The 23,374-nt window shown below is 39.1% G+C and carries 17 protein-coding genes; 7 read left to right on the forward strand and 10 right to left on the reverse strand.

Features of this window, described 5'->3' with window-relative positions; all coding sequences use genetic code 11:
- Positions 1-104 precede the first annotated feature (104 nt).
- Positions 105-470 (forward strand): hypothetical protein, encoded by a 366-nt coding sequence (locus QNI22_RS19130; RefSeq protein WP_314513112.1) that lies wholly within the window; start codon positions 105-107, stop codon positions 468-470.
- A 403-nt stretch (positions 471-873) separates the two neighbouring features.
- Here the strand turns inward: QNI22_RS19130 and QNI22_RS19135 are convergent, their stop codons facing one another.
- Complete coding sequence (locus QNI22_RS19135) at positions 874-1,323, reverse strand: DMP19 family protein (protein WP_314513113.1); 450 nt, start codon at positions 1,321-1,323, stop codon at positions 874-876.
- A gap of 295 nt (positions 1,324-1,618) precedes the next feature.
- Here QNI22_RS19135 and QNI22_RS19140 point away from each other — a divergent pair, with 295 nt between their 5' ends.
- The 3 genes from QNI22_RS19140 (at position 1,619) to QNI22_RS19150 (ending at position 4,289) form a co-directional block, all read left to right on the forward strand.
- Complete coding sequence (locus QNI22_RS19140; RefSeq protein ID WP_314513115.1) at positions 1,619-2,638, forward strand: SDR family NAD(P)-dependent oxidoreductase; 1,020 nt, start codon at positions 1,619-1,621, stop codon at positions 2,636-2,638.
- A 26-nt stretch (positions 2,639-2,664) separates the two neighbouring features.
- Positions 2,665-3,393, forward strand: a complete 729-nt coding sequence (locus tag QNI22_RS19145) for an SDR family NAD(P)-dependent oxidoreductase (protein WP_314513117.1) — start codon at positions 2,665-2,667, stop codon at positions 3,391-3,393.
- Positions 3,394-3,479: 86 nt separating this feature from the next.
- Positions 3,480-4,289 carry a helix-turn-helix domain-containing protein gene (locus tag QNI22_RS19150; protein WP_313991861.1) on the forward strand — a complete coding sequence of 270 codons (810 nt, stop codon included), beginning with the start codon at positions 3,480-3,482 and terminating at the stop codon, positions 4,287-4,289.
- A gap of 549 nt (positions 4,290-4,838) precedes the next feature.
- On the opposite strand, the gene QNI22_RS19155 is transcribed toward QNI22_RS19150, so the two are convergent.
- The 8 genes from QNI22_RS19155 to QNI22_RS19190 form a co-directional block, all read right to left on the reverse strand.
- Complete coding sequence (locus QNI22_RS19155; protein ID WP_314513119.1) at positions 4,839-7,304, reverse strand: ABC transporter permease; 2,466 nt, start codon at positions 7,302-7,304, stop codon at positions 4,839-4,841.
- A 138-nt stretch (positions 7,305-7,442) separates the two neighbouring features.
- The gene (locus tag QNI22_RS19160) at positions 7,443-8,108 is read right to left on the reverse strand and encodes an ABC transporter ATP-binding protein (protein ID WP_314513121.1); all 666 of its coding nucleotides are present in this window, start codon (positions 8,106-8,108) and stop codon (positions 7,443-7,445) included.
- A 380-nt stretch (positions 8,109-8,488) separates the two neighbouring features.
- Entirely contained in the window at positions 8,489-10,915 is a 2,427-nt protein-coding gene (locus QNI22_RS19165) for an ABC transporter permease (protein WP_314513123.1), read from the reverse strand.
- Positions 10,916-11,116: 201 nt separating this feature from the next.
- Complete coding sequence (locus QNI22_RS19170) at positions 11,117-11,860, reverse strand: GIN domain-containing protein (protein ID WP_314513124.1); 744 nt, start codon at positions 11,858-11,860, stop codon at positions 11,117-11,119.
- A 92-nt stretch (positions 11,861-11,952) separates the two neighbouring features.
- Positions 11,953-14,394 carry an ABC transporter permease gene (locus tag QNI22_RS19175; RefSeq protein ID WP_314513126.1) on the reverse strand — a complete coding sequence of 814 codons (2,442 nt, stop codon included), beginning with the start codon at positions 14,392-14,394 and terminating at the stop codon, positions 11,953-11,955.
- A gap of 216 nt (positions 14,395-14,610) precedes the next feature.
- Positions 14,611-15,132 carry a hypothetical protein gene (locus tag QNI22_RS19180; protein WP_314513129.1) on the reverse strand — a complete coding sequence of 174 codons (522 nt, stop codon included), beginning with the start codon at positions 15,130-15,132 and terminating at the stop codon, positions 14,611-14,613.
- An 84-nt stretch (positions 15,133-15,216) separates the two neighbouring features.
- Entirely contained in the window at positions 15,217-15,846 is a 630-nt protein-coding gene (locus tag QNI22_RS19185) for a DUF4190 domain-containing protein (protein WP_314513131.1), read from the reverse strand.
- A gap of 627 nt (positions 15,847-16,473) precedes the next feature.
- Positions 16,474-17,394, reverse strand: coding sequence for a c-type cytochrome (locus QNI22_RS19190; protein ID WP_314513133.1), 921 nt, complete (start codon positions 17,392-17,394; stop codon positions 16,474-16,476).
- Between the two features lie 272 nt (positions 17,395-17,666).
- Between QNI22_RS19190 and leuD the strand changes: the two genes are divergently transcribed.
- From leuD to QNI22_RS19205, 3 genes are all read left to right on the forward strand, one after another.
- Positions 17,667-18,260, forward strand: a complete 594-nt coding sequence (gene leuD / locus QNI22_RS19195; RefSeq protein ID WP_314513135.1) for a 3-isopropylmalate dehydratase small subunit — start codon at positions 17,667-17,669, stop codon at positions 18,258-18,260.
- A gap of 109 nt (positions 18,261-18,369) precedes the next feature.
- Positions 18,370-19,446 carry a 3-isopropylmalate dehydrogenase gene (gene leuB, locus QNI22_RS19200; protein WP_314513137.1) on the forward strand — a complete coding sequence of 359 codons (1,077 nt, stop codon included), beginning with the start codon at positions 18,370-18,372 and terminating at the stop codon, positions 19,444-19,446.
- A gap of 284 nt (positions 19,447-19,730) precedes the next feature.
- On the forward strand, positions 19,731-20,912 hold the full coding sequence (locus tag QNI22_RS19205) for a 2-isopropylmalate synthase (RefSeq protein ID WP_314513139.1): 1,182 nt from the start codon (positions 19,731-19,733) through the stop codon (positions 20,910-20,912).
- A gap of 71 nt (positions 20,913-20,983) precedes the next feature.
- On the opposite strand, the gene QNI22_RS19210 is transcribed toward QNI22_RS19205, so the two are convergent.
- A complete protein-coding gene (locus QNI22_RS19210) occupies positions 20,984-23,362 on the reverse strand; it encodes an ABC transporter permease (RefSeq protein ID WP_314513140.1) in 2,379 nt (792 codons plus the stop codon).
- Between the last annotated feature and the right edge of the window lie 12 nt (positions 23,363-23,374).

Here is a 23,374-nt window from a genome sequence, read left to right on the forward strand (position 1 = left end):
TATAACATATTCTTTAACAATGAGTTGAGTATTTGACCAATCTCCTTTAACTTCCGCCTACTTTACTTACACAATCTATTCACTTTATTCAATACTACCCATTTATGCAAGAGCAAATACATGAGAAGTTTAAGATATTTCGTGGAAAGGCCAATGGAGGTTCTTTCACTCAGGTGTTTAAAGACATTGAAGGTTTTGCTAATCTTCCTAACCACTCTGCCAAAAGTATTGGTGTAGAATATCTGGAACAAGCAGATGAATTACTGATCACTTTAGGGTATACAGATATTGAAGGACAAGGAAACGACATTGCGATTAAACTTATTCCTGTAGGAAATATCAGTGAAGAGCCTTCCCTATTGGAAAGCAAAATTGCACAAGCTGCTCAATCGCTTACCCAGGTAATCTGTCATGCCTTTTACGTAACTAAAAACAACGATATGGAAATCGTGTTTATGTATGATATTTGAGACTGTCTGGAAACAAAAATTCCCAGAAGGAAACCTTCGGGGAATTTCAGTAACAAACCACTTACAACCTAAATTTTATTTTTATATCTATGATCAGACTTGCATCTGAGGATATGTCTGCTTGACTAACACTACAAAGGTACTACAACTTTACTTTTTGTAAAGTCGTAATCTGCTCATTATCATACATGTATGCCTTCTTTTAGATTTTTTAGGAAAATAGCGTTTCAGAGCTGTAATGTGCTGATAAATAGAGATATAAACCGTATTTGGAGAGAAATAGAAATATGTAGGATATATCAAGGTGCTTTTACTTTTATATAATTCTTGAAAGTTTCTTTCATTACTATTAAGTATCATGAAGAAACTTGTTGATAATCAATGATGTAGTTAGCGGATTGAATTATTGCTGCAGATAGCCATATACCTGAAAGGTTTTTTCCTGTATAGAATCTGTGTTATCCCAATAGCGGTGATCCAACTCGTCTAGTGCCTTTGTTTCCTCTTCTGTCAGGTATTTAGGTATATCCCATAAAGCTGTAAGACGGTCATCCTCTCCTAGTCTTTCAATGATGCTATACTGTTGTGTAATAATATCCAGACACTCATTGGCTTGCAGTTTAGTCAGACAACGGACTGCATGGGTATAACAGTCATACCCCCAGTTACAGAAAAACTGAATAAAGCCACCATTGTACATATCCATTTCCAGCTTCCAAAGAGCTGCCAGTTCCTGTTCCTCCTCAGATAAGCTATCCCAGTCATGTCCACCAGTTTTACTGAGTTTTGTGACATATGCTGATGTAAAGTCAAACCATTTTTTATCAAGGTCAGTAAGTCCGGAATCTGTCATACGATTAGTTTAGATCAGTATTTTGATTTTTCCGCAAAATATCAGAATTATGGTTAGACATGAATAAAAAATAACCATAATCTGTCTGCTGATCAAAATAGAAATGACTAGAGCGTGTTGATAAGTATCTGATCCAGATTAAGGCCCAGGCCAGATGAATCATAGCTAAAAGGAAACCTTGGATAATCAGAAGATCGGTATTCAGTTCTATAATTTCATGCTCATAAACATGGCCTTTTAAACAAAGCATCTTCGGACGTTTAAACAAAGTCGAGTGCTTTGAGAGCTTCTACCTTTGTCTCAACAAAAACAAATTAAAATCATGAGACAAAACAATTATCAGGGAGCGTTGCAACAACCAGTAGGTTCCGGGTTTAACGCCAAATCAACAACAACTGAAGTAATCAAGGGTATCGACCTTTCCGGGAAAATCGCCATCGTAACCGGAGGTAACACTGGCATCGGGTTGGAAACAACAAGAACGCTTGCAACGGCAGGTGCAACCGTAATCGTGCCTGCCAGAGACATAGAAAAGGCAAAACGTAATCTTGAAGGTATCAATAATGTAGAACTTGAACCGCTGGATCTCATGAGTCCGGATTCAATTGATGCTTTTGCTAAAAAGTTCATCGCTTCGGGCAGACCACTTTATCTACTCATTAATAATGCCGGCATCATGTGGGTTCCGCTACGTAGAGACAACCGTGGTATTGAATCACAGTTAGCGACTAACTACTTAGCTCAGTTTCAACTTACAGCGAGGTTATGGCCAGCCCTTAAAAAAGCTAATGGTGCGCGCGTAGTGAATGTCTCTTCACAGGGTCATCAGTTCGCACCATTCAATTTTGATGATCCGAATTTTATAAACAGGGAATACGAAACGTTACAAGGATATGGTCAATCCAAGACGGCTGTCAACTTGTTTTCAATGGAGTTGGATAATCGCGCACAATCATCCAACGTACGTGTGTACAGTGTACATCCAGGCTCTATCGCAGGAACTGAGTTAGGAAGAGAAGCATCATTGGAACTATTTCAGAAAATGGGATTCCTTGATGCAGATGGTAACCTTCTGCCGGAAGTAGCGGCTTCATTAAAGACCATCCCGCAAGGTGCCGCTACTACGGTATGGTGTGCTACTTCACCAAAGCTTACCACTATCGGAGGCGTTTATTGTGAAGATGGAGAAGTTGCTGAGTTGGCTTCTGATACCAGTATGTCTGCTGGCGTAAAATCATATTCATTAGATGAAGTCAGTGCCAGGCGCTTGTGGACATGGAGCGAAGAACTCACTGGCATTTCATTCAAAATTTAATCATCGTCTTAACGATACTTACTAATATGACAAGTCTTAAAAATAAAGTTGCTGTGATAACAGGCGGCAACAGTGGAATAGGATATGCGACAGCAAAAGCATTGCGTGAAGCGGGTGCGAATGTAATTATAACAGGTCGAAGAAAGGAAGCAGTTGAAAAAGCCGCCCAAGACCTAAATGTAAGCAGCTTAGTGTCCGATCAGTCCATATTGTCGGACATTGAGACCCTGGCAGCCAACGTTGCGCAGCAATTTGGTAAAGTGGATATATTACTGATCAATGCAGGGATCACAAAATTCGCACCTATTGAGCTGATAACAGAAAATGTATTTAATGAAGTCATGGATGTTAATTTCAAGGGCGCTTATTTTACGTTAAGTAAATTCATTCCTGTATTGAATGATAGTGCATCGGTAATACTCTTGTCTTCCACGTCTGCTACCATTTCCCCTCCAGGTGCATCGGTATATGCGGCAAGCAAGGCAGCATTGAATGCCGTAATGAAAATTGCCGCCCTTGAGTTGGCTTCACGAAAAATTCGTGTAAATTCCGTCAGTCCTGGCCCTGTATCTACGGAGATTATGAATAAACTTGGTCTGGATAAAAATGTTGAGGAACAAATGATTGGCAGCATTCCATTAGCAAGGTTTGGAAAAGCCAGTGAAGTTGCAGATCTGATCACATTTTTATCAGGAGACAACGCTTCATTTATTACGGGTTCTAATTTTCTCATTGATGGTGGTCAGTCTGTGTAATATACAGTTGATAATACCCGAATGAGGCACAAGAAAAATAACCAAGCTGGCAGAGATTGTTTGCTCAATAATAACTGAAAGACAGAATGGAGTTTAAAGCAAAGTACATAACCGATGATATTAAACTTTCCTGGTATGAGGATAAGTTTTTCAAATCAGACATCATGTTTGATCATCACATGCTTGTGTGGTTTATTTCAGGAGAAACTAAAATTGTCCAGGCCGATGCCTCGTACATTTTTAAAAAGGGTGACATCTTCCTGATTCCCAGAAATCAGCTTGCTACTATTATCAATTATCCGAAAGATGGTAGTCCTCATAAGACAGTGGTTATGCATCTATCTACTACCAGACTTCGGGAGTTTTACGCCAACCTGAATGTGAAACCAAAAGCATCAGAGCAGCGAATCCTTCATTATAACAATCATCCGCTATTGGAAAGTTGCCTCTCTTCTCTCATACCATACTTTGATATGAAAGAGCTCCCAACGGAAATTGCTTCTTTGAAGATCACCGAAGCCATCAGCATTCTAAGAAGCATCGATAAGAGCATCGATAACGTGTTAGCTAATTTTGAAGAGCCTGGAAAAATTGATCTGATCACGTACATGGAGAAAAACTTTATGTTCAATCTGCCTTTGGAAAAATTCGGTTATCTCACTGGAAGAAGTCTCACCACGTTCAAAAGGGATTTTAGTAAGGCATTCAATACAACTCCTCAGCGATGGCTTACGAAAAAACGATTGGAGCTGGCACATTACCAATTTGTAGAGAAGAAAAAGAAGCCAATCGAAGTATGTTATGAGGTGGGCTTTGAAAACCTATCGCATTTTTCGTATGCTTTCAAAAAGCAGTTCGGTTATGCACCTTCCGCGTTGGTCGATAAAGAGAGGTGAGGCTGTTCATTTCAACTTACTAAGATGATAAGTATATTTATTCTGCATCTGATCAGAAAATTTCTGTCCAGAAAAAAGAAAGTACCCGTAATCACGAATATGCAATACACTAATGCAAACGGTGATGCCTGATTGGAAGGGGACACCGTTGGTGATTCCGCTGATGAACCCATGGGCAAACCTGAACAAATTAGTAAAGGGCTTTCGATGTCTTGCCACTCGCCATAAAAAAACTGCTGTTTTCTTTTTGGCTATGGTATATCTGGCCTGTGCCTTAGTCTGGATCAGATAATTTGTCAATACGCTCTATAGTATTCGAATCATTTTTGTGTTTGACCAGAATACCGATCCCGTTCAATAAATATTCGAATAATGGTCAATTTTAGGTTTGACCTAAACTCTGTTCACTTTCTGAGTTTGACCAGAGTTTAGGTCAATGGTGAGAAATATCGGATTTCTGGTCAGGATGGAAGAATATCAGAATTCTGATAATGCATACAAGCCATCAGAGCTTTGATAGAAATAAGAAATCGCCACGTCCAATATTATCTACTCTGACCGAAGTGACTGAGTAGGATTTGCCAAGGCTGACCGAATAGCCTGAACACAGATGGTTGCCAGGGCAATAATAAATGCTATGGCACCAGATAGTCCAAACATCCACCATCTAATCTCTATTTTATAGGTAAACTTTTGCAACCATTCATGCATGATATACCAGATAAGCGGAATCGTGGCAATGAAGGCAATGCCAATCAACCAGAGAAAATCGCCAGAGAGAAGCAACACAATCTGTTGAACGGAAGCCCCCAGTACTTTACGGATACCTATTTCTTTGGTGCGTTGTTCAGATGTATGAGTAATCAGCCCAAACAGTCCCAGGCAGGATATAAAAATAGAGATAACTGCAAATACCCGGAAAGCATCAAAGATCAGATTCTCAACCAGGTAATTCTTTGCCAGCGTGTCTTTCAAAAAAGCATATTGGTACACTCCTTCAGGAAATGCTTCTTTCCATGTATCCTCTATAAAAGCTAAAGTTGATTGTATGGCAAGAGGATTGTTGTGTGGGAGTTGCAGTCGAATACTACTTTCTTCAATAAAGTCTTTGTTCCAGAGAAGCAAGACACAAGGTTTGATAGATTGCTGCAATGATGTATTGTGAAAATCTCTGACAACCCCCACAATAGGTGCTTCGCCTTCACTAATGATAAGTGTCTGACCAACGGCTTTTTCGGGTGTGAGGCCTAGCATCTTAATAAGTGTTTCATTGACTACAAAGCCATTAAACCCCTGTCCATCAGGCATCCGGTTAGCTTCTGACAGCCACTGACCGGATAATACTGTGAGATTATACAGACTGGCATAGGGAAGATCTACTACTTTCATTTCAGCCTGTCGCATTTGTGTCAAAGGTTCTGAGGGAAGGCGGAAGTCAGTGCCATAGGAGTTGGCTGTAGTGGGTGCTCCAGAGGAATAACTCACCTGCTTTATAGACGGATGGGCTAATAACCGCTGCCGAAACTGCTCCTGTTGCATTGCAGTTTGGTTAGGTGGCATTTTTACAGTTACTACAGCTTCTGTGACAAAGCCGAGGTCTTTGTGCTGGAAGTAGTCCATCTGCTGTGCTACAATCAACATCCCTACCAGAAGACAATAGGTAATGCCAAACTGAAAGATGATAAGCCCTTTACGTAATAGCAATCCATAAGAGCCTGTCTTGATAACACCTTTCAATGCTTTGATAGGCTGGTAATGTGTGAGTACTATAGCGGGATAAAAACCTGCTATAATAGAAACTATTATACAAAGCAGAATAGAAAAAACAATAAGCGTACTGTCAATCTGCAGGTCTAACTCAATAATGGTAAGATACGAATTGAGTGAGCTCAGTAACCAGTGTAAAAAGACTGTTGATAGGCCAACTGCAATAACAACAATCAGAAAAGTTTCCGAGACAAATTGAAAGAATAACTGTAGTTGGGTTCCTCCTATTGCTTTGCGTATTCCTACTTCTTTACTGCGTTTTACAGCCTGAGCTGTAGTAAGATTGATAAAGTTAATGCAAGCAATCAGAATAAGGAAGACTCCAAGACTTGCCAATGACCATAACAATTCCTTTTGTACTGTATAACTTCCCAGACTGCCATATTGCGTTTGTGTATGTATATCCGTTAAAGGCTGTAAGAAATAGCTGGACCGACGATCATCTTCTGCCTTCATGTATTTCTTTTTCAAGGCTGCTAGTTGCTTCTCAAAGGTGGAAGGTTGTATAGTCGGATCAAGAAGCACATAGGTAGTACCTTCATAGTTCCCCGACCAATTAGTAGCCTTATACGGATTATTGGTCTTAAAAAACTGGTAATTAACAATCAGATCAAACAGTAGATTAGTATTGACAGGAGGGTTCTGGATAATTCCGGAAATAATCAGTTCATCTGTATTGTTGAGTTTCAATGTTTTGCCTATCAGGGTTTCTTTTTGGGAAACCTCTGTAGGAAAGTATTTTTCTGCAGAACGTTGTGTCAATATCACAGCATTCGGTTTGTTAAAGGCTGTCTGAGGGCTTCCTGCTATCCAGAGGCCATTTTCTTTTTGGTCAAATACTTTCTGAAAATCAAAAAGTTGTAAATAGTATTTGTCTACAAACAGGATCTTTTTCTCTTCAAAACGGCGGATGTTTCCTTTGCCATCATCTGAACTGATAATGCGGCTGATAGGGCCGGCTGTCTGGGCTGTTATGCTACCCGGAATATCACTACGTATAGCTTCAGCCAGTGGATAGGCTGTAGTATTCCAATACTGAGTGCCATTCGCTTTGTGGTTGTGTTCCACGATCCGGAAAATGTGGCTGGACTGACTGTGAAAGGTATCAAAGCTGAGTTCATAGGTTAAAAAAACATAGATAACCATACTACACACAATCCCTAATGCAAGACCTGTTACATTGATCAACGTATAAACTCTGCCTACCCAGAGCCGCCGAAATGCGATAGTGATATAATTACGTAACATACATGAGAAGAAGTAAAAGGTGTGAACGTACTCTTCTATACGTATTGCATTTGTGCAGATAAGATTGGTTCTGACAGGATATTATCCAGATTATTCCAGCTGGCAGTAAAAAAGTCTACCTCCCAGAACCAGTATCTTTTATCCTTCAATCCGGCCATCAAACAGGTTGATGATCCGGCTTCCGTACGCAGCGTTTTTCTCAGAGTGTGTTACCTGAATGATAGTTACACCTTCCTGGTTTAACTGTTTGAACAGATCCATAATTTCTTCGCCTTGCTTACTGTTCAGGTTACCGGTTGGTTCATCAGCCAGGATTAGTTTGGGTTTGGTAATAATGGCACGGGCTATACCTACCAACTGCTGCTGTCCACCTGATAACTGGCTAGGAAACAAATCTTTTTTTCCTACCATATGAAAACGGTCCAGAATGTCGGCTACCAGTGATTGCCGCTCAGACGATTTCATGCCATGATACAACAGGGGTGTTTCAATATTTTCATATACTGTTAACTCATCAATCAGGTGGTACGCCTGAAATACAAAGCCTATGTATTTTTTGTAAAGCTCAGACCGTTGCTTTTCACGGATTTTATGTACAGGCTGTTCAATGAAATAGTATTCACCTTCTGATGGTTCGTCCATCATACCCAGAATATGTAACAGAGTTGACTTTCCCGAACCGGATGGTCCCATAATGGAAATAAATTCGCCTTCCTGTACGTCCAGGTTCACATCCCGTAAAATAAATGTTCTTCCAGCTTTAGAATCGTACCACTTGAATACCTTGTTGAGTTGTAATAGCATGATGAATTAGTGAATGGTTAAATAGTTTTTTACTAAATAGTAATATCTGTTTTTTTATACAATGCCTTTTCAGGATTTTATTTTTTTTTAATTAAGTTATCTAATCTTTCTTTCCTGTATTTTTTCAATTTCATCTATTTATATGAGAGCTTATTTCTTCTGAATATCGCTCTTCCAACCACTTACTTTTCTTTTGGACAAGCAAAAGAAAAGTAACAAAAGAAAAAGACACCTCCAGCGATGCTTCTACCCGCAAGGCCAAAGGCTAACCTCGCCGCAGGAGGAGGCCAACGCACCTACACGTCCATACATGATTGAAGTTAACTTTACTCTCTTTGTAACATTGGAGATAGATAATTTTTTCATTCAATTTATATCGTTTATTCATTTCTAAGTGAATTTACTGGATTACTCAGGGCGGCTTTTATGGTTTGAAAACTTACTGCCAGAATAGCAATGCCCATGATACCTACTCCAGCCAAAGCAAAAATCCACCAGGAAATCTCTATCCGATAGGCAAACTTTTGCAACCATTGATTCATCAGGTATATACTGAGTGGAATAGCTACTATAAACGCAACGAGTATCAGTTTCAGGAAATCTTTGGAGAGTAATGTAAAGATGTTAGCAACTGTAGCTCCAAGCACCTTCCGGATTCCAATCTCTTTGGTACGGCGTTCAGTTGCGAAAGCTGCCAGTCCGATGAGTCCCAGACAGGAGATGAAAATAGCCAGTGCACTAAAATAGCCAAATAGCTTGCCTAGTTGCTGCTCATTGAGATATAGTTTCTCTAGTCGATCATCTACAAAGGTGAATTCAAAACGTCGGTCAGGAAAGTGCTTTTTCCAAATGGCCTCGATTTTAGCAGTTGTTTTTGCCAGCTTTCCAGGTTTGATCCGAATCAGAGGACTGCCATACTTAAACTGAGGGTTGGCTCTTAAGAGTATTACCGGAACCTCATTATGAAAGGATGTACTATGGTAATCTGCCATCACTCCAATGATTCGACCTTTCATTCCATTGAATTGAACAGATGCTCCAATAGGATTTTTTAACCCTAGCTTACGTACACCCGTTTCATTGATGATAAGAGATTTTCCCAGATCGGCTTTTTCATATTTAGTCCAGTCAATTTCCATCAGAGAGTCAATATCTATCCGATCTGCTGCATAACTCATATCAAAATCACGTCCTTCTTTTAATGGAATCTCTAGTGTTTTCAGAAAGTCAAAATCTGCTCCCAGACCATATACAGTTATGCTCTCACCTGAATGAAGCGGATCTGGTACTATCATCGACATGCCTCCGGAAGACATATTTCCAGGACTCCAGCTACTAACCGTCATAGATACAACATTAGGGTCCTGCAGAATCTCGTGTTTGATGGCTTCGGGGCTTTTGTCCAGCCAGCTTTCTATATACAGAAGATTATCTTTGTAGAATCCCAGATTTTTATGATTAATGAAATACAGCTGCTTATACACCACTATGGTAGCAACAATTAGTAGGGTTGAAACAAAGAACTGTGTTACAACCAGTACTCTACGGAGATTACCCCGGTCATTAGCCTTGTCAAAGAAACCTTTGAGAACATTAGCAGGTTTATAGGAAGAGTGTAGTAATGCAGGATAGATACCTGTCAGGATGCTAACCAAAAACGTAATCAGTGCCAGACAAAGGAATAAAGGAAGGCTTTGGGTAAAATTGATGGTAAGTGGCTTGCCGATAAATGTATACAACACAGGTAGTGTGAGTTTGTACACCCACAAAGACAATAGCCAGCACAACGCAAAAAAGCCAACCGATTCAATCAGAAACTGCCAGGTTACCTCTCTCCTGTTTGCACCCAATACTTTGCGTAAGCCAGTTTCTCTTCCTCTCTGTAACGATTGCGCTGTAGTAAGGTTGACATAGTTTATACAGGCAAGGAGCAGCAGAAATACCGCTATTACTGAAAACAGGTAAATGTATTGCATATCACCCAGACTATCAGAACCATCGTTATCTATCTTGTGTGATTTTAAACGTACATCTCTGATAGGCTGAAATTCTATCTGAACTTTTACAGGAGATTTAAGTAAGGTTTTCATATAGGCTGATACCTTAGCTGACAACTTCTCCGGATTGGTATTTTCGTTTAATAATACATATTGGGGGAATACAGTACCAAAAGCCTGAGGTTCGTTATAGCTGGTAGCATATTTCTTTAATACCAAAACATCTGCATATAGATGAGAGTTGGTAGGAATATTGTCAATAATACCTGCTATTTTAAACGATTCAGGAGATCCATAATAGGATACTTGCGAAACAACTTTTCCAACTGGATCTTCTTTCCCAAAAAGCTTTTGTGCATAATCTCGAGTGATTACAATTGTGTGGTTATCAAAGTTTTCCTTGCGGACACCTCCTTCTGAAAAATGAAAATCAAACATCGGAAAGGCTCCTGGTTCAACTATCCATGATTGGGCAGAAGCTGTTTTGTTTCCATATTGAAATAATGTCCCTAAATGATTACCACGGGTATAAGCTTCTATTTCAGGAAACTTGGTATGTAATGTATTTGCTACATGAGAAATCAGAAATGCTGATTTTTCCTCTGCTGTGCCATTTTGCTTCACCTCAATCAGCCGGAACAACTGTTTGTTTTTACTCCAGTGTTTGTCTGCAGAGACTTCATCAAGGACATAGGTAGTGATTAGCAGGCAGGCCGTTAAACCTAATGTAAGACCTAAAATATTAACCGCGGAAATAACTTTGTGTTTCCAGAAGTTTCGTATAGCTATTTTCAGGTAGTTCTTTACCATAGGTAATGGTTTGTTTGGGTAATGCTGATTTGTGATATGCCAATATAAAGCCAGATTTTCAAAAATGCGTTTTTAGCCTGCTAGCGAAGGAAATAGGTATATAAAAACGAAAAGAGTGTCCGATTGCGGACACTCTTTGTTCATTGACGAACGCATTTCGTGTTTATGTTTTCTAGGTTGGACGATTCTTAAAAGAGTACGCTATTTTCTTTTAAGAGTATTATCACCCAACGTAATCCATTTGCGCAGGCTACCTGTACCATTATTTACTACTGTAGACTCTCCAAACGCTGTCATACGTATACGTTCAGAGGCATATAGGTCCATAAGCGTTTCGCCAAACAGACTGGTTTTAACCGTTTCACCCAGAAGTTTTTCAGCATGGACCTTATTCTCACCAAATGCATTGTATTTTTGTGCTTTCGCGGTTCCACTATAAATATCTACCCGGTTTTCGCCAAACAAGGATACTTTGAGTTTTCGGGCTTTTAAGCCTGCCAGTTCCACTCTGTTTTCACCATATAATTTCAGCTTTAGTTTCTGTGCTACAAGCGTATCATTGCAGGTAAGGTCCTGTTGTCCGCGCATCTCTACATAGTTCAACTGGCGATAGGTGACATAGGCTCTGAGATGCGCTCCCGGATATAACCGTCGCCAGTAGGTAGCTTCCTTCCAGTTGCCTTCCTTTTTAGAATCAGTGATCTGTGCATCTGTTAGATACAACCGCAATGTTTTTCCTTTGGTTACCACATTAATCTTATCAGGTGTTACATTGTGGTATTCAATACGAACACTCTCTTTCTCTCCTTTGATCAATATCACATCAATAAGCGGACTGGAAACGATTTTGTTAAATTCCGGGAGATCTTTAGTTACAGTTTGGGTTTGGGCTTGTGTAGTAGCTGCCAGTGCCAATCCAACCAAGCAGGTGAAAAATGTTTTCATAGAGTCACAATTAGGTTCGGGAATTCTTGTTTTCAGGTAGATGCATATCTTTTTACAGGGGTTGCATCTACCTGAAAAGATTATTTAAAAAACTATTCTGTTTTCAGAGATTTAACCGGATTGATCAATGCCGCTTTCACCGCCTGGAAGCTCACTGTAAGGAACGCTATCAGGAGTGCCATACATCCAGCAATCGCAAACATCCACCATTGTATATCTATCCGGTAAGCAAATTTCTGAAGCCACTCATTCATGGCATACCAGGCTATAGGCCCTGCAATGAGAAGTGCAATGAGTACCAGTTTCAGAAAGTCTTTGGATAATAGTTGTACAATATTGGTAATACTGGCTCCCAATACCTTCCGGATACCTATTTCTTTGATGCGTTGTTCGGCTGTAAATGTTGCCAGCCCATATAATCCCAGACAGGAAATAAAGATCGCAATAAAGGTAAAGTAGCTTACGATAGTACCCATACGTAGCTCCGTATCATAGTTTCGCTGGAAATCCTGATCCATGAAGGTATACTCAAAGGGCTCTTCCGGATTGAATTTTTTCCATTGTGTTTCCATGAATTGCAGCATACTTTCCATTGAAGAAGTATTTACATTGACAACCATATAGTTGTAGCTTTGATTTCGATCTAATAAGAAACCAAACCGACCAATAGACTGCTGTAAGCCTTCATAATGGAAGTCTTTTACAACACCAATAATTTCATAGTCAAAAACCTCATTGTTCCAGTCAAAGTGCAGTCGCTTTCCTATGGCGTTTTCAGGTGTAAAACCAAATGCAGCTACTGCTTTTTCATTAAGTACAATGCGACTGTTGGTATCTGCGGCAAAGTTTTTGGAAAAAGGACGTCCACTGATTACTTTAAACCCAAGTGTCTCAATAAAATTATAATCTACATCATTCAATTTCACATTGACAGATTCTGCTCCTGTTTTTCCATCTGTGTAGAAATTCTGGTCACGAGCCGAAAATATACCTGGGTAAGATCCGGCAGCGGCGGCTGAAACTACCTGGCTATTCTTTTGTATCTCTGTTTTGAGAGCTTCATAATTACTTTTAGTTGTACTGGTACGCAATGGAATAACGACCTGTTGGGCCTGCTTAAAACCCAGAGACTGATCTTTCAGGTAATTCATCTGTTTCCATACTACCAGTGAAGCCAGAATCAGAATGATAGAAATTGAAAACTGAAATATAACGAGTCCTCTACGCAGATTAACAGCCGCTAGTGTATTAGTGAATTTCCCTTTTAATACCTTAATAGGTTGAAAAGAGGCCAGATAAAAAGCTGGGTAGCTACCTGCAATCAAACCTGTAATTATTGCCAGGGCAATAAATCCCAAAAAGGTAAAAACATGTTGTGCAAACACAATATGAATAGAAGTGCTGGCTAGCTGATTAAAAACCGGAAGGAATAAAAACACCAATGCACTGGCAATGATCAGGCCCAATATACTTAGTAATAGAGATTCACCAAGAAACTGACTGATTAGCATTGCTTTTTCTGCTCCTACCACTTTACGTATACCTACTTCGGCAGCTCTCTTACCAGAACGAGCAGTGGACAGATTCATAAAGTTGATACAGGCAATAAGTAGGGTAAAGATGGCAATAGATGTAAGCAAATAAACATAGCTAATACTTCCTTTGCCAGCCATCTGTCCATTATCTTCTGATTTAAGATGCAGATCAGGAACTGCCTCCAGAAACTGTTTTTTCTTGAATCCAGCTGCTTTCATATCTGCTCCTGCATACTTATCAATAAAAGTAGTTAACTTTTTCTCTAGTGCCTGAGGGTTGGAGCCTGGTTGTAGCCGAATGAATGTATAGAACATATTATTGAAGGCAAAGTTACGGGCACTTCGAACATAGGCTCCCATCTCTCCGCTACTCAGAGACATAAAAAATCGCCCGTCAATGGTTGATAGCTTATCAGGCCGGAATATACCTGTGATTTTGAAGTCAATGTTGCCATTGCTGCTGGCAATATGTACAATCTTGTTTAATGCTGATTGATTACCAAACAGTTTCTTTGCAATCTCTTCTGAGATAACTACAGAATTGGGTTCATTCAATGCTGTATGAGGTACGCCTTCTATAAAGTTGTATGAAAAAAGATCAAAGAAGGTTGAGTCAGCCATATACCCTTTGGTCTCATAAAAAGACTTATTAACCTTTCCATTTTCTGAGAGCTTAAAAATTGCCTTATCTTCATTAAAAGGTACAAATACGCGGGTTGCCTGTTCTACTTCCGGAAAGTCAGCTTTTAGCGTAAATGCCATGGGCGCTGGAGTATAAGGCATATTCTTCGTCTGATCTGTAGTGACAAACGTAGTTCCTACCCGATACATATCTTCAGCTCGAGTGTGGTGTTTGTCATAGCTGATTTCGTTTTGCACATACAAAAGAATAAGCATACAGCAAGCCATTCCTACAGATAGACCCAGAATATTAATGAATGAGAATGCTTTGTTTTTCTCCAGGTTCCGGAAGGCGATCTTAAAGTAATTGCGTAACATGAGTGGAGTTGCAGTTTAGTTGTACCAAAATCCTTACAAATGGTTTACCAAAAAAATAAAAGGCGGTTTTTACAGGATTCATTGTGTTTTTGGATGGCACACAATGATAAGAATGTTCGAATACGAACACTCTTGTTCAGTTGCGTACACAAGATTATAGGGAGGACGTTTATTGTAAAACTTTCCCATACTATATACATAAAGTAAAATACTTTTTCAAGGTGTGTACATCCAGATGGTAATAGCAGTCGCAAAAGCTACCAGCATCATCAAACTGAAGAAGAAACCTAACATAGCAGGTATCCTTGATTTTTTGGTTTTATGAGTGCCATTCAAACTTTTGATTCCCAGAATAGCACCTGTAATAGCTAGTAGTATAGCTCCTATCCCTATAATCAAGCTGAGTGTACTGGTTGTAAGCTCCAAACTTAAAAAAGCTACTATATACGCACTAACTGTTGTCCAGAGGGATAACCTGCCAAATTTTCGTGACGTATGTTCATCAGGTTTTGGCTTTTTACGATGTACATACAACTTAACAGAGTCCTTTCCTGCTCCTGCTGTCACTATTGTTAATGAACCTTGTTTTTGTGGTGCTGAATAAGATTGGTCAAAAGAAGGATCTGGCACACGCAGAGGTATTTGTGCCCCTTGTGCATTCACAGGAGCCAGTGTATCCGGAAAGGCAACTTCTGTTTGTGCTTTGGTTTGTTCTGGAAAAGATACTATAATAAACAATACATAACTTAGATGGCATAGCCTATACCCAAGAGGATACATTAGTAGAAGCCATATATTGTTTATTGTTTGTATCATTCAAAGTTACTGATTCCAGGCAGCAAACAGTAATAACAGAACCAGAAGAATTAATGTTATAAGTACAAGGAATGAACCTCCCAGTGAAATCCCTGCAATTGCCAGACCTCGTCCTCTAAATAGATCTGGAGACCTGCGAATTTGATTAAGACCTACGATACCACTAATGATAGCAAAAATAGCACAGAATAAAGCTAGTAAACCAAATATACCGCTTCCGAGTGGAAGTAGTACTAAGGCAAATGCTCCAATACCTGACCATAGAGAAGCACGTGCCATAGGATTTATTGTTTGCATGGTTGCAGATCGGCGCCGTGTATAAAGTTTTGTACTATCATCCAGAGATTTATAAAGTTGTCTGGCTAGTTTCATCTGTTTTAGAAAGCCCGGTTTGCGAGTATTATAGGTACTATAGTTGATCTTATTTTCTGACAAACTAGTGGGAGGAAGATAAACATCATTCGAAACCTGTGCCGCATTTACTATGCGACCACTATCTAGGGAGACTAGTGCATCTGGTAAGACAGGTGAGATATTTTTTTGGGAATTATAGTTTGTTTCTTTAAAGGATAGGCGTATAGGATGGCAGGCTAAAAGACATAGGCAGCCTATTAGCATGAGTAAGGTTGTTTTCATAGATGTTTTAAGTGTATCTGGAAATGAATTGGTAATAACCAAACCTTTATGTTCGCTATTCTCAGTAGTGAACACTTATCTGTTTATTATTTCAGGGAAAGAAGTTTTGTGTGGAATTCTATATATACTAAGATGACAAATATTGTGCAAACATACTACTTGGCTCATACAATATTTTTGAACTGCATAAACTCCTGTCTGAATTGAGTTTTGCAGATAGGTTTTATCTTAAGTTATTCACAAGGACAATTATATTGAAGTATGTGCAACTCAGCCAATTATTACTATTCTGATATTTCTCAAGCACAATCAGGATATATGTATTCTTCAACTGTGATCAGTATTTTGATCGTTATTCGTAATGATCAAAATACTGATATTCTGAAAAGTTGATCAGAGTTTAAATATTTCAGAAAAGTGACTGGTATTTTAGTCAAAACAAAAAGCAATCAAAACTCCAGTCAAAATTAAAAGTGAACAGAGTGCCGGTCATTTTCTATTTTGATCAATACTTTATGTGTCTATCCTTTAGTAGGAGCTTAACCGGAACTCAAACATTTTTTACATCTGATCAGTATTTGGATAATTTTCACGATCAACCTTCTACTTCCTGTCAGATCCGCATTCTTAACGTTTTGCCAACGTTTTGAAATCCTTCATATAGCGTATATACTGAATAATTTCTGAAATGTCTGTATCCGAAATATTGGTAAGTGTTGGCATTTTACAATCATTACGATAAGATGATGGGTTTTTGATAAAGGCTTTCAGATGTTCTGGCTGCCAGTATTCCGTAACATTTTTGGGATAATTTAACTCTGGTCCCATCTTCCCTCCTATTCCATTAATCGAATGGCAGGTAAAACAATTGGTATGAAACAGATTATATCCTTTAACCATTCGTTCATCTTTGGGGAATAATACTGTTAGTTCGGATGATACTGGAACCAACCGGATGCGCACAAGATTATAAGGCCATTTGTAACTATTATCTTTGGGATCTGCTTCTGTATACACAATATAAAAAGGGGCAATTTTTGTTTCATGTCCATTTTTTTTAATAGGTATCCACTCCACTCCTTTTGGCGCTTCAGTATCCTGTGTCGCCAGATAGACTTTTGTTTGTATCAATTGTTGTAAAGGCATAGACGGGCTATAGCCATCTTCACACTCAAAGATCACTTGTGTTTGTGAGGCATCAAGATGTCTAACAGAGGAAAACGTATTCAGTATCGTTTGTAAGGGTATTGCCTTAAATGTTTTGGATTTCAGAAAAACAGGGTCATAAGGGATAGTTACTGTTTCTGTAGACTGCAATTGTCCCCTTTCTTTAAGGGCAACCAGATCTATCTGCAATGTATCTGGAGAAGTACTTTGTGTTAGTGAACTGGAGGTATCTTTTGAGACAGCTTCTTTCTCGTCAGTATGTGTTTGTGAAGAGCAAGCCAGTAAACAACTCAATAATATAAAGACAAACAACTGCCAGAATGCATAGGAGGAAAAGATGGAATTTACAGGTCGATGACTTAATTTGACAATCTTATTCATAAGACAAATGATCAGGGACAGTTCTGTTGAAAAACAGAATTATTATTGATGTTTCTTTAGGAATACCCGGATAAGTACTTGCAAGTTACAAGGAAGTATTGTTTCCCAAATGATATATACTAAAATCCGTCAGGTTATTTATAGTATTTTTTTTCTCTTTCGCATACCTTTGTCCCTTTAGGTCGTTGTTATCAGATAGATAATACAGTTGTTCTAAAATATATTGGTTATTTTGAATAAAATTCTTTGTACGATCAACAATACATTTGATTATGAGTAAGGAAAAATTCACGCTATTGCAATCCTCTGCAGTTCCATTGCCTATTGAAAATATAGACACTGACCAGATTATCCCAGCCCGTTTCTTGAAAGCTACTACCCGTGATGGCTTTGGAAAAAATCTATTCCGTGACTGGCGTTTCAATAATGATGATGAGAATCAACCAAAACCTGACTTTGTACTTAACAATCCTACCTATTCGGGCAAAATTCTGGTAGGTGCAAAGAATTTTGGAATGGGTAGTAGTCGTGAGCATGCAGCATGGGCTATATATGACTATGGTTTTCGTGTAGTGGTATCAAGCTTCTTTGCTGATATCTTTAAGAACAATGCATTGAACACTTTCCTGCTGCCGGTTCAGGTTTCAGATGAGTTCTTAAAAGAAATCTTTGCTGAAATTGAAAAAGATCCAGCTACACAACTGACTGTTGATCTGGAAAAACAAACCATATCTCTTGCAAACGGGCATTCCTCGTCTTTTGATATTAATCCCTATAAGAAATCTTGTCTTCTGAATGGATATGACGATATTGATTATCTGCTTAGTCTGAAAGAAGAAATAAAAGCCTATGACTTAGCCCATTAAGCTATAGATAGTTATTTGTATCATTTTTAAATACGAACTCAAACAACTTATTATCTAACACCTTTGTACATGCATTACTGTAGGGAGGCATGTATGAAATTGTAATCCAATGAAAAAAACATACAAAATCACCATTCTTCCAGGTGATGGTATAGGACAGGAAGTAACCCGCGAAGGGAAAAAAGTATTGGAAAAAATTGCTGCCAAGTTTGGGCATACCTTCGAATTTGACGAAGCTACCATTGGTCATGCTGCTATTGAAGCAACCGGAAATCCATTGCCGGATGAAAGCCTTGCCAAAATGAAGGCATCAGATGCAATTTTGTTTGGTGCTGTTGGCCATCCAAAATATGACAATGACCCTACTGCAAAGGTACGTCCTGAACAAGGGTTGTTACGTATGCGTAAAGAACTAGGTTTGTATGCCAATCTGCGTCCAATCAAGTTGTTTGATGAACTGCTTGAAGCATCGAGTATTAAACCTGAGGTCTTACGCGGTTCAGATATATTGTTTTTTCGTGAATTGACAGGAGATGTGTATTTTGGTGAGAGAGGTCGTAAAGACAATGGAGATACTGCCTATGACACCATGATTTATAGCCGGTATGAAGTTGAGCGTATTGCTCATAAAGCATTTAAGGCTGCCATGACCCGTAAGAAAAAAGTGATGTCTGTAGACAAATCCAATGTGCTGGAAAGTAGCCGTTTATGGAAAGAAGTAGTGAATGAAGTAGCAAAGCAATATCCGGAAGTGACACTGGAACATCAGTTTATCGACGCTGCGGCTATGCTTCTGATCAAAAATCCAAAGGCATTTGATGTTGTATTGACAGGAAACTTGTTTGGAGATATACTTACAGATGAAGCATCGCAGATTGCAGGTTCTATGGGTATGCTGGCTTCTGCCTCTGTAGGTGATACCGTAGGACTATACGAACCTATTCACGGTTCTGCTCATGATATTACAGGTAAGGGTGTAGCCAATCCACTGGCATCTATTTTATCTGCTGCTTTATTGCTGGATATATCTTTTGGAATGAAAGAAGAAGCAGATACTGTTATCAAAGCTGTTGAGCAAACCCTGAAAGCTGGTTTCCGCACTCGTGACATTGCAGACGCAAATACGCCTGCTGCAAATATTCTGAATACAGAAACTATGGGAGCCAAAGTCCTGGAATTTATTTAGTTAGATCTTCGTTATACTTTTGTTTTTCCTGTTCATGCAAATTCTTATTGTTTTCATGAACAGGAAAATAGCTTGCCTACAACCTGAAATGCTCTGCATGCATCCTATTTTTTGCTATTTATAAGTGTTTGATTAGTAGATAGTTAAAAATTTAAGATGCATATTTGTAGTTTTTTTCTTTTCCATTTTGGACAAAAACCACTATCTTGGAATTCATTTGCAGAAAAAATTTCTTTTCTAATCATTAAAACATCTCTGGTTTATTAACCTCAACCCCGTGTACCATGGCTGAAAAAGTTCACATCTTCGACACTACTTTACGTGACGGCGAACAAGTCCCCGGCTGTCAATTAACCACCCCGGAAAAAATTGAAGTAGCCAAAGAACTAGAACTACTAGGCGTAGACATTATTGAAGCAGGCTTTCCGATTTCAAGCCCTGGTGACTTTAATTCAGTGATTGAAATATCAAAGGCTGTTTCTGAACCTGTGATTTGTGGTCTGGCTCGTGCCGTAGATAAAGATATTGATGCTGCAGCAGATGCCCTTCGGTTTGCGAAGCGTAGTCGTATTCACACAGGTATTGGTGCTTCTGACATGCACATCAAATATAAATTTAACTCTACCCGTGAAGAGATTCTGGAGCGTGCTGTATGGGCTGTGAAATATGCTAAAAGTAAGAAAGTAGATGAGGTAGAGTTTTATGCAGAAGATGCAGGTCGTGCGGATCTTGAGTTTCTTGCCAGACTTGTAGAAGCTGTGATCGCTGCCGGTGCTAATGTGGTTAATATTCCTGATACAACAGGATATTGTTTGCCTCAGCATTATGGTGAGAAAATAAAGTATTTGTTTGATCACGTTCCTAATATTGATAAAGCGATTATCTCTGCACATTGCCACAATGACCTGGGATTAGCTACTGCCAATAGCATTACTGGTATCATGAATGGTGTACGTCAGATCGAATGTACTATCAATGGAGTTGGTGAAAGAGCTGGAAATACTTCATTGGAAGAAGTTGTGATGGTAATGAAAACTCATAAAGATCTGGGTTTTGAGACGAATATCAACTCTAAGGGATTATATGGTATCAGTCGTCTGGTATCTGATTTAATGCGTATGCCTGTGCAGGCTAACAAAGCTATTGTTGGTAAAAATGCCTTTGCACATTCTTCTGGTATCCACCAGGATGGTTTCCTAAAACATGCTGAAACCTATGAAATCATCAATCCGGAAGATGTAGGTGTGCCTGCTTCTTCTATCGTATTGACAGCTCGTAGTGGTCGCCATGCATTACGTTATCGTCTTGAATTGCTGGGTTATCTGTTTGATAGAGAAGAGCTAAATAGCATGTATGAGAAATTTATTGCATTAGCTGACCGGAAAAAACTGGTAACAGATGATGATTTGCAGGAACTGGTAACAACTGAGTATCCTGTCAAAGCAGAAGCTGCTAAAAAACACTAATAGTATTACAATAAAAAACGGCCTGATTATTAAATCAGGCCGTTTTTTATTGTAATACCTGTGTTATTATTTTATTCACTTCGTAGAGACTTAACCGGATTGGCCAAAGCAGCTTTGATAGCCTGAAAACTTACTGTTATCAAGGCTATTACCAGTGCTAATACCCCCGAAACTACAAACACCCACCAGTGTATCTCAATTCGATAGGCGAAGTCCTGCAACCATTGATTCATAATATACCAGGCTAGCGGTGAGGCAATAACAAATGCCAGTACCACTAACTGTACAAAGTCTTTGGAAAGCATAGCTACTATGTGTGTTACAGATGCACCCAACACTTTTCGGATACCAATCTCTTTGATTTTGGTTTCAGCTGTGTAAGTTGCCAGTCCAAATAGACCCAAACAGGAAATAAAGATGGCGATACCCGCAAAAATATTGAAGAGTGTACTGATGCGTTGTTCGGTTTTGTATAATCTGTCAAACTCTTCATCCATGAACGTGTACTTAAACTCAAAGTTCGGATTGTATTGTTTCCAGATTTTCTCTACAGCAGCAATAGTCTTTGATGCATCCTGAGATGTGGTTTTGACGCAACCTATTTGCCACCAATTGGGATTATAAAAAAATATGATAGGCTCAATTTTCTGATGCATAGACGCAAAGTGGAAATCTTTTACTATGCCTGCTATAATTCCTTTGCGGTCATGAAAGGAAAATCGTTTTCCTATAGGATCTTTGATGCCCATTCGTTTAATAGCTGTTTCATTCAGGATGTAACGTCCAGAGTCAGCAGAAGTATTAAAGAATCCTTCTCCAGCTACCAGCTTAAGACCAAGTAGGTCAAATAAATCTTTGTCGCCAGATATCTGGTTGATGATAAATTCTCGTTTGGGTTCTTTGCCTTCCCAATCTGTATCACCAGAAGAGCTTCCTAGAGACACAATATTCTGGCTGGCAAATCCTACTTTTTTTATTTCAGGTTCCTTATTTAGCTGAGCCTTAATCGCATCCAGATGTTTATACATTTCACCACGCAAGCTAAATTGTAAGATATTGTCCTTATTGTATCCAAGCTCCTTATTTTGAATATAGGAAAGTTGCCGACCTACAATGATAGTTCCGATAATCATGGTAATAGAAAGAGTAAACTGTATGGTTACCAGTATCTTGCGAAATGCGGCATTGTTGCCCCCTACTGAAAATTTACCTTTCATGATCTGAAGAGGCTGGAATGAAGACAACAGGATTGATGGATAGATTCCGGCAACGAATAATGTAGCAGCAAAGGTAACTCCCAGTATAAGCAGGATTGTAGGATTTAGCAGATTAAAGGTCATTTGCTTATCAGCAATCTGATTATAAACTGGCATTAGCAAAAAGATGAACACTAACGCCAGAAACAAAGCGATAACAAAAATCATAGCCGATTCGCCCAGAAACTGGCGGAATAGTTGAATCGTATTGGCACCAATCACTTTACGCACAGCTACTTCTTTGGCACGTTTGGTCGCACGAGCTGTAGACAGATTGATATAATTGATACAGGCGATAAGTAAAATGACAATGGCTACAATCGTAAAAATCCGTACAGACTGGATACCTGCTTCTGTTCCATCTGCATTATACAAATGAAATTTTGAAAGTGGCAGAAATGAATAATGCATATTAGAGGTAAATGCATTGGGTTGATTTTTCTGATGAATCTTTGTCAGCTTCTGAGCTACCTTATCAGGCGAAGCGCCAGACTTCAGAAAAAACCAGGTTACATAATTATAGTTTCCCCAATCTCCCTCCATGCCATTTGGCTCATATTTGCGGTCGTAGCGTTCATCAATTACTGTAAACGGCATAAACCATTCACCACGAAAACTTTGTGAGGCAGTGGCAGGTATATTACCAATAATACCACTTACCACATAATTGTCTTTGTCATTTACCTGAATGATTTTTCCCATCGGATCATCTGCGCCAAAATACTTTTCAGCTATTTTTTCAGTAATGACAATGGATCGGTTATTAGGAAAAGGACTTTTTGCATTACCTTTGATAAGTGGAAAATCAAAAACACTGAAAAATCCAGGGTCCACGTAGATGCCATTGTGTTCAGTAGATATCTTCTCCTGAAAACGAAAGAGAGTAGTATTCCAGATGCGTGTAGTACGTATAGCATCGCTTATCTCAGGAATTTCCCGTTTACCAAATGAAGCTATAGGTGCAGGTGAATTTCCCCAGGTTTGTGTTTTGCCATCTATTTTGAAGTTAGCCGCTATCATATATATGTCTGGCGTATTCTTGTGGAACGAGTCAATACTTAACTCATCCTGTACCCAGAGCAGCATCATAAGGCCTGCGGTTAGTCCTACTGCCAGCCCGAAAATGGTGAGAAATGAGTAAACAACATTTTTACTCAGATTCCGGAAAGTGGTTATGATATAGTTATGCAGCATAGATAGAGCAGT

It is taken from the genome of Xanthocytophaga agilis, from assembly GCF_030068605.1.
GTDB classification, from domain to species: Bacteria; Bacteroidota; Bacteroidia; order Cytophagales; family 172606-1; genus Xanthocytophaga; species Xanthocytophaga agilis.

Excerpts from the sequence above, each read along its gene's own strand:
- QNI22_RS19130 (WP_314513112.1), top strand. The coding sequence starts at position 105 with ATGCAAGAGCAAATACATGAGAAGTTTAAGATATTTCGTGGAAAGGCC.
- QNI22_RS19135 (WP_314513113.1), bottom strand. The coding sequence starts at position 1,323 with ATGACAGATTCCGGACTTACTGACCTTGATAAAAAATGGTTTGACTTT.
- QNI22_RS19145 (WP_314513117.1), top strand. The coding sequence starts at position 2,665 with ATGACAAGTCTTAAAAATAAAGTTGCTGTGATAACAGGCGGCAACAGT.
- QNI22_RS19150 (WP_313991861.1), top strand. The coding sequence starts at position 3,480 with ATGGAGTTTAAAGCAAAGTACATAACCGATGATATTAAACTTTCCTGG.
- QNI22_RS19155 (WP_314513119.1), bottom strand. The coding sequence starts at position 7,304 with ATGTTACGTAATTATATCACTATCGCATTTCGGCGGCTCTGGGTAGGC.
- QNI22_RS19160 (WP_314513121.1), bottom strand. The coding sequence starts at position 8,108 with ATGCTATTACAACTCAACAAGGTATTCAAGTGGTACGATTCTAAAGCT.
- QNI22_RS19165 (WP_314513123.1), bottom strand. The coding sequence starts at position 10,915 with ATGGTAAAGAACTACCTGAAAATAGCTATACGAAACTTCTGGAAACAC.
- QNI22_RS19170 (WP_314513124.1), bottom strand. The coding sequence starts at position 11,860 with ATGAAAACATTTTTCACCTGCTTGGTTGGATTGGCACTGGCAGCTACT.
- QNI22_RS19175 (WP_314513126.1), bottom strand. The coding sequence starts at position 14,394 with ATGTTACGCAATTACTTTAAGATCGCCTTCCGGAACCTGGAGAAAAAC.
- QNI22_RS19185 (WP_314513131.1), bottom strand. The coding sequence starts at position 15,846 with ATGAAAACAACCTTACTCATGCTAATAGGCTGCCTATGTCTTTTAGCC.
- QNI22_RS19190 (WP_314513133.1), bottom strand. The coding sequence starts at position 17,394 with ATGAATAAGATTGTCAAATTAAGTCATCGACCTGTAAATTCCATCTTT.
- leuD (WP_314513135.1), top strand. The coding sequence starts at position 17,667 with ATGAGTAAGGAAAAATTCACGCTATTGCAATCCTCTGCAGTTCCATTG.
- leuB (WP_314513137.1), top strand. The coding sequence starts at position 18,370 with ATGAAAAAAACATACAAAATCACCATTCTTCCAGGTGATGGTATAGGA.
- QNI22_RS19205 (WP_314513139.1), top strand. The coding sequence starts at position 19,731 with ATGGCTGAAAAAGTTCACATCTTCGACACTACTTTACGTGACGGCGAA.
- QNI22_RS19210 (WP_314513140.1), bottom strand. The coding sequence starts at position 23,362 with ATGCTGCATAACTATATCATAACCACTTTCCGGAATCTGAGTAAAAAT.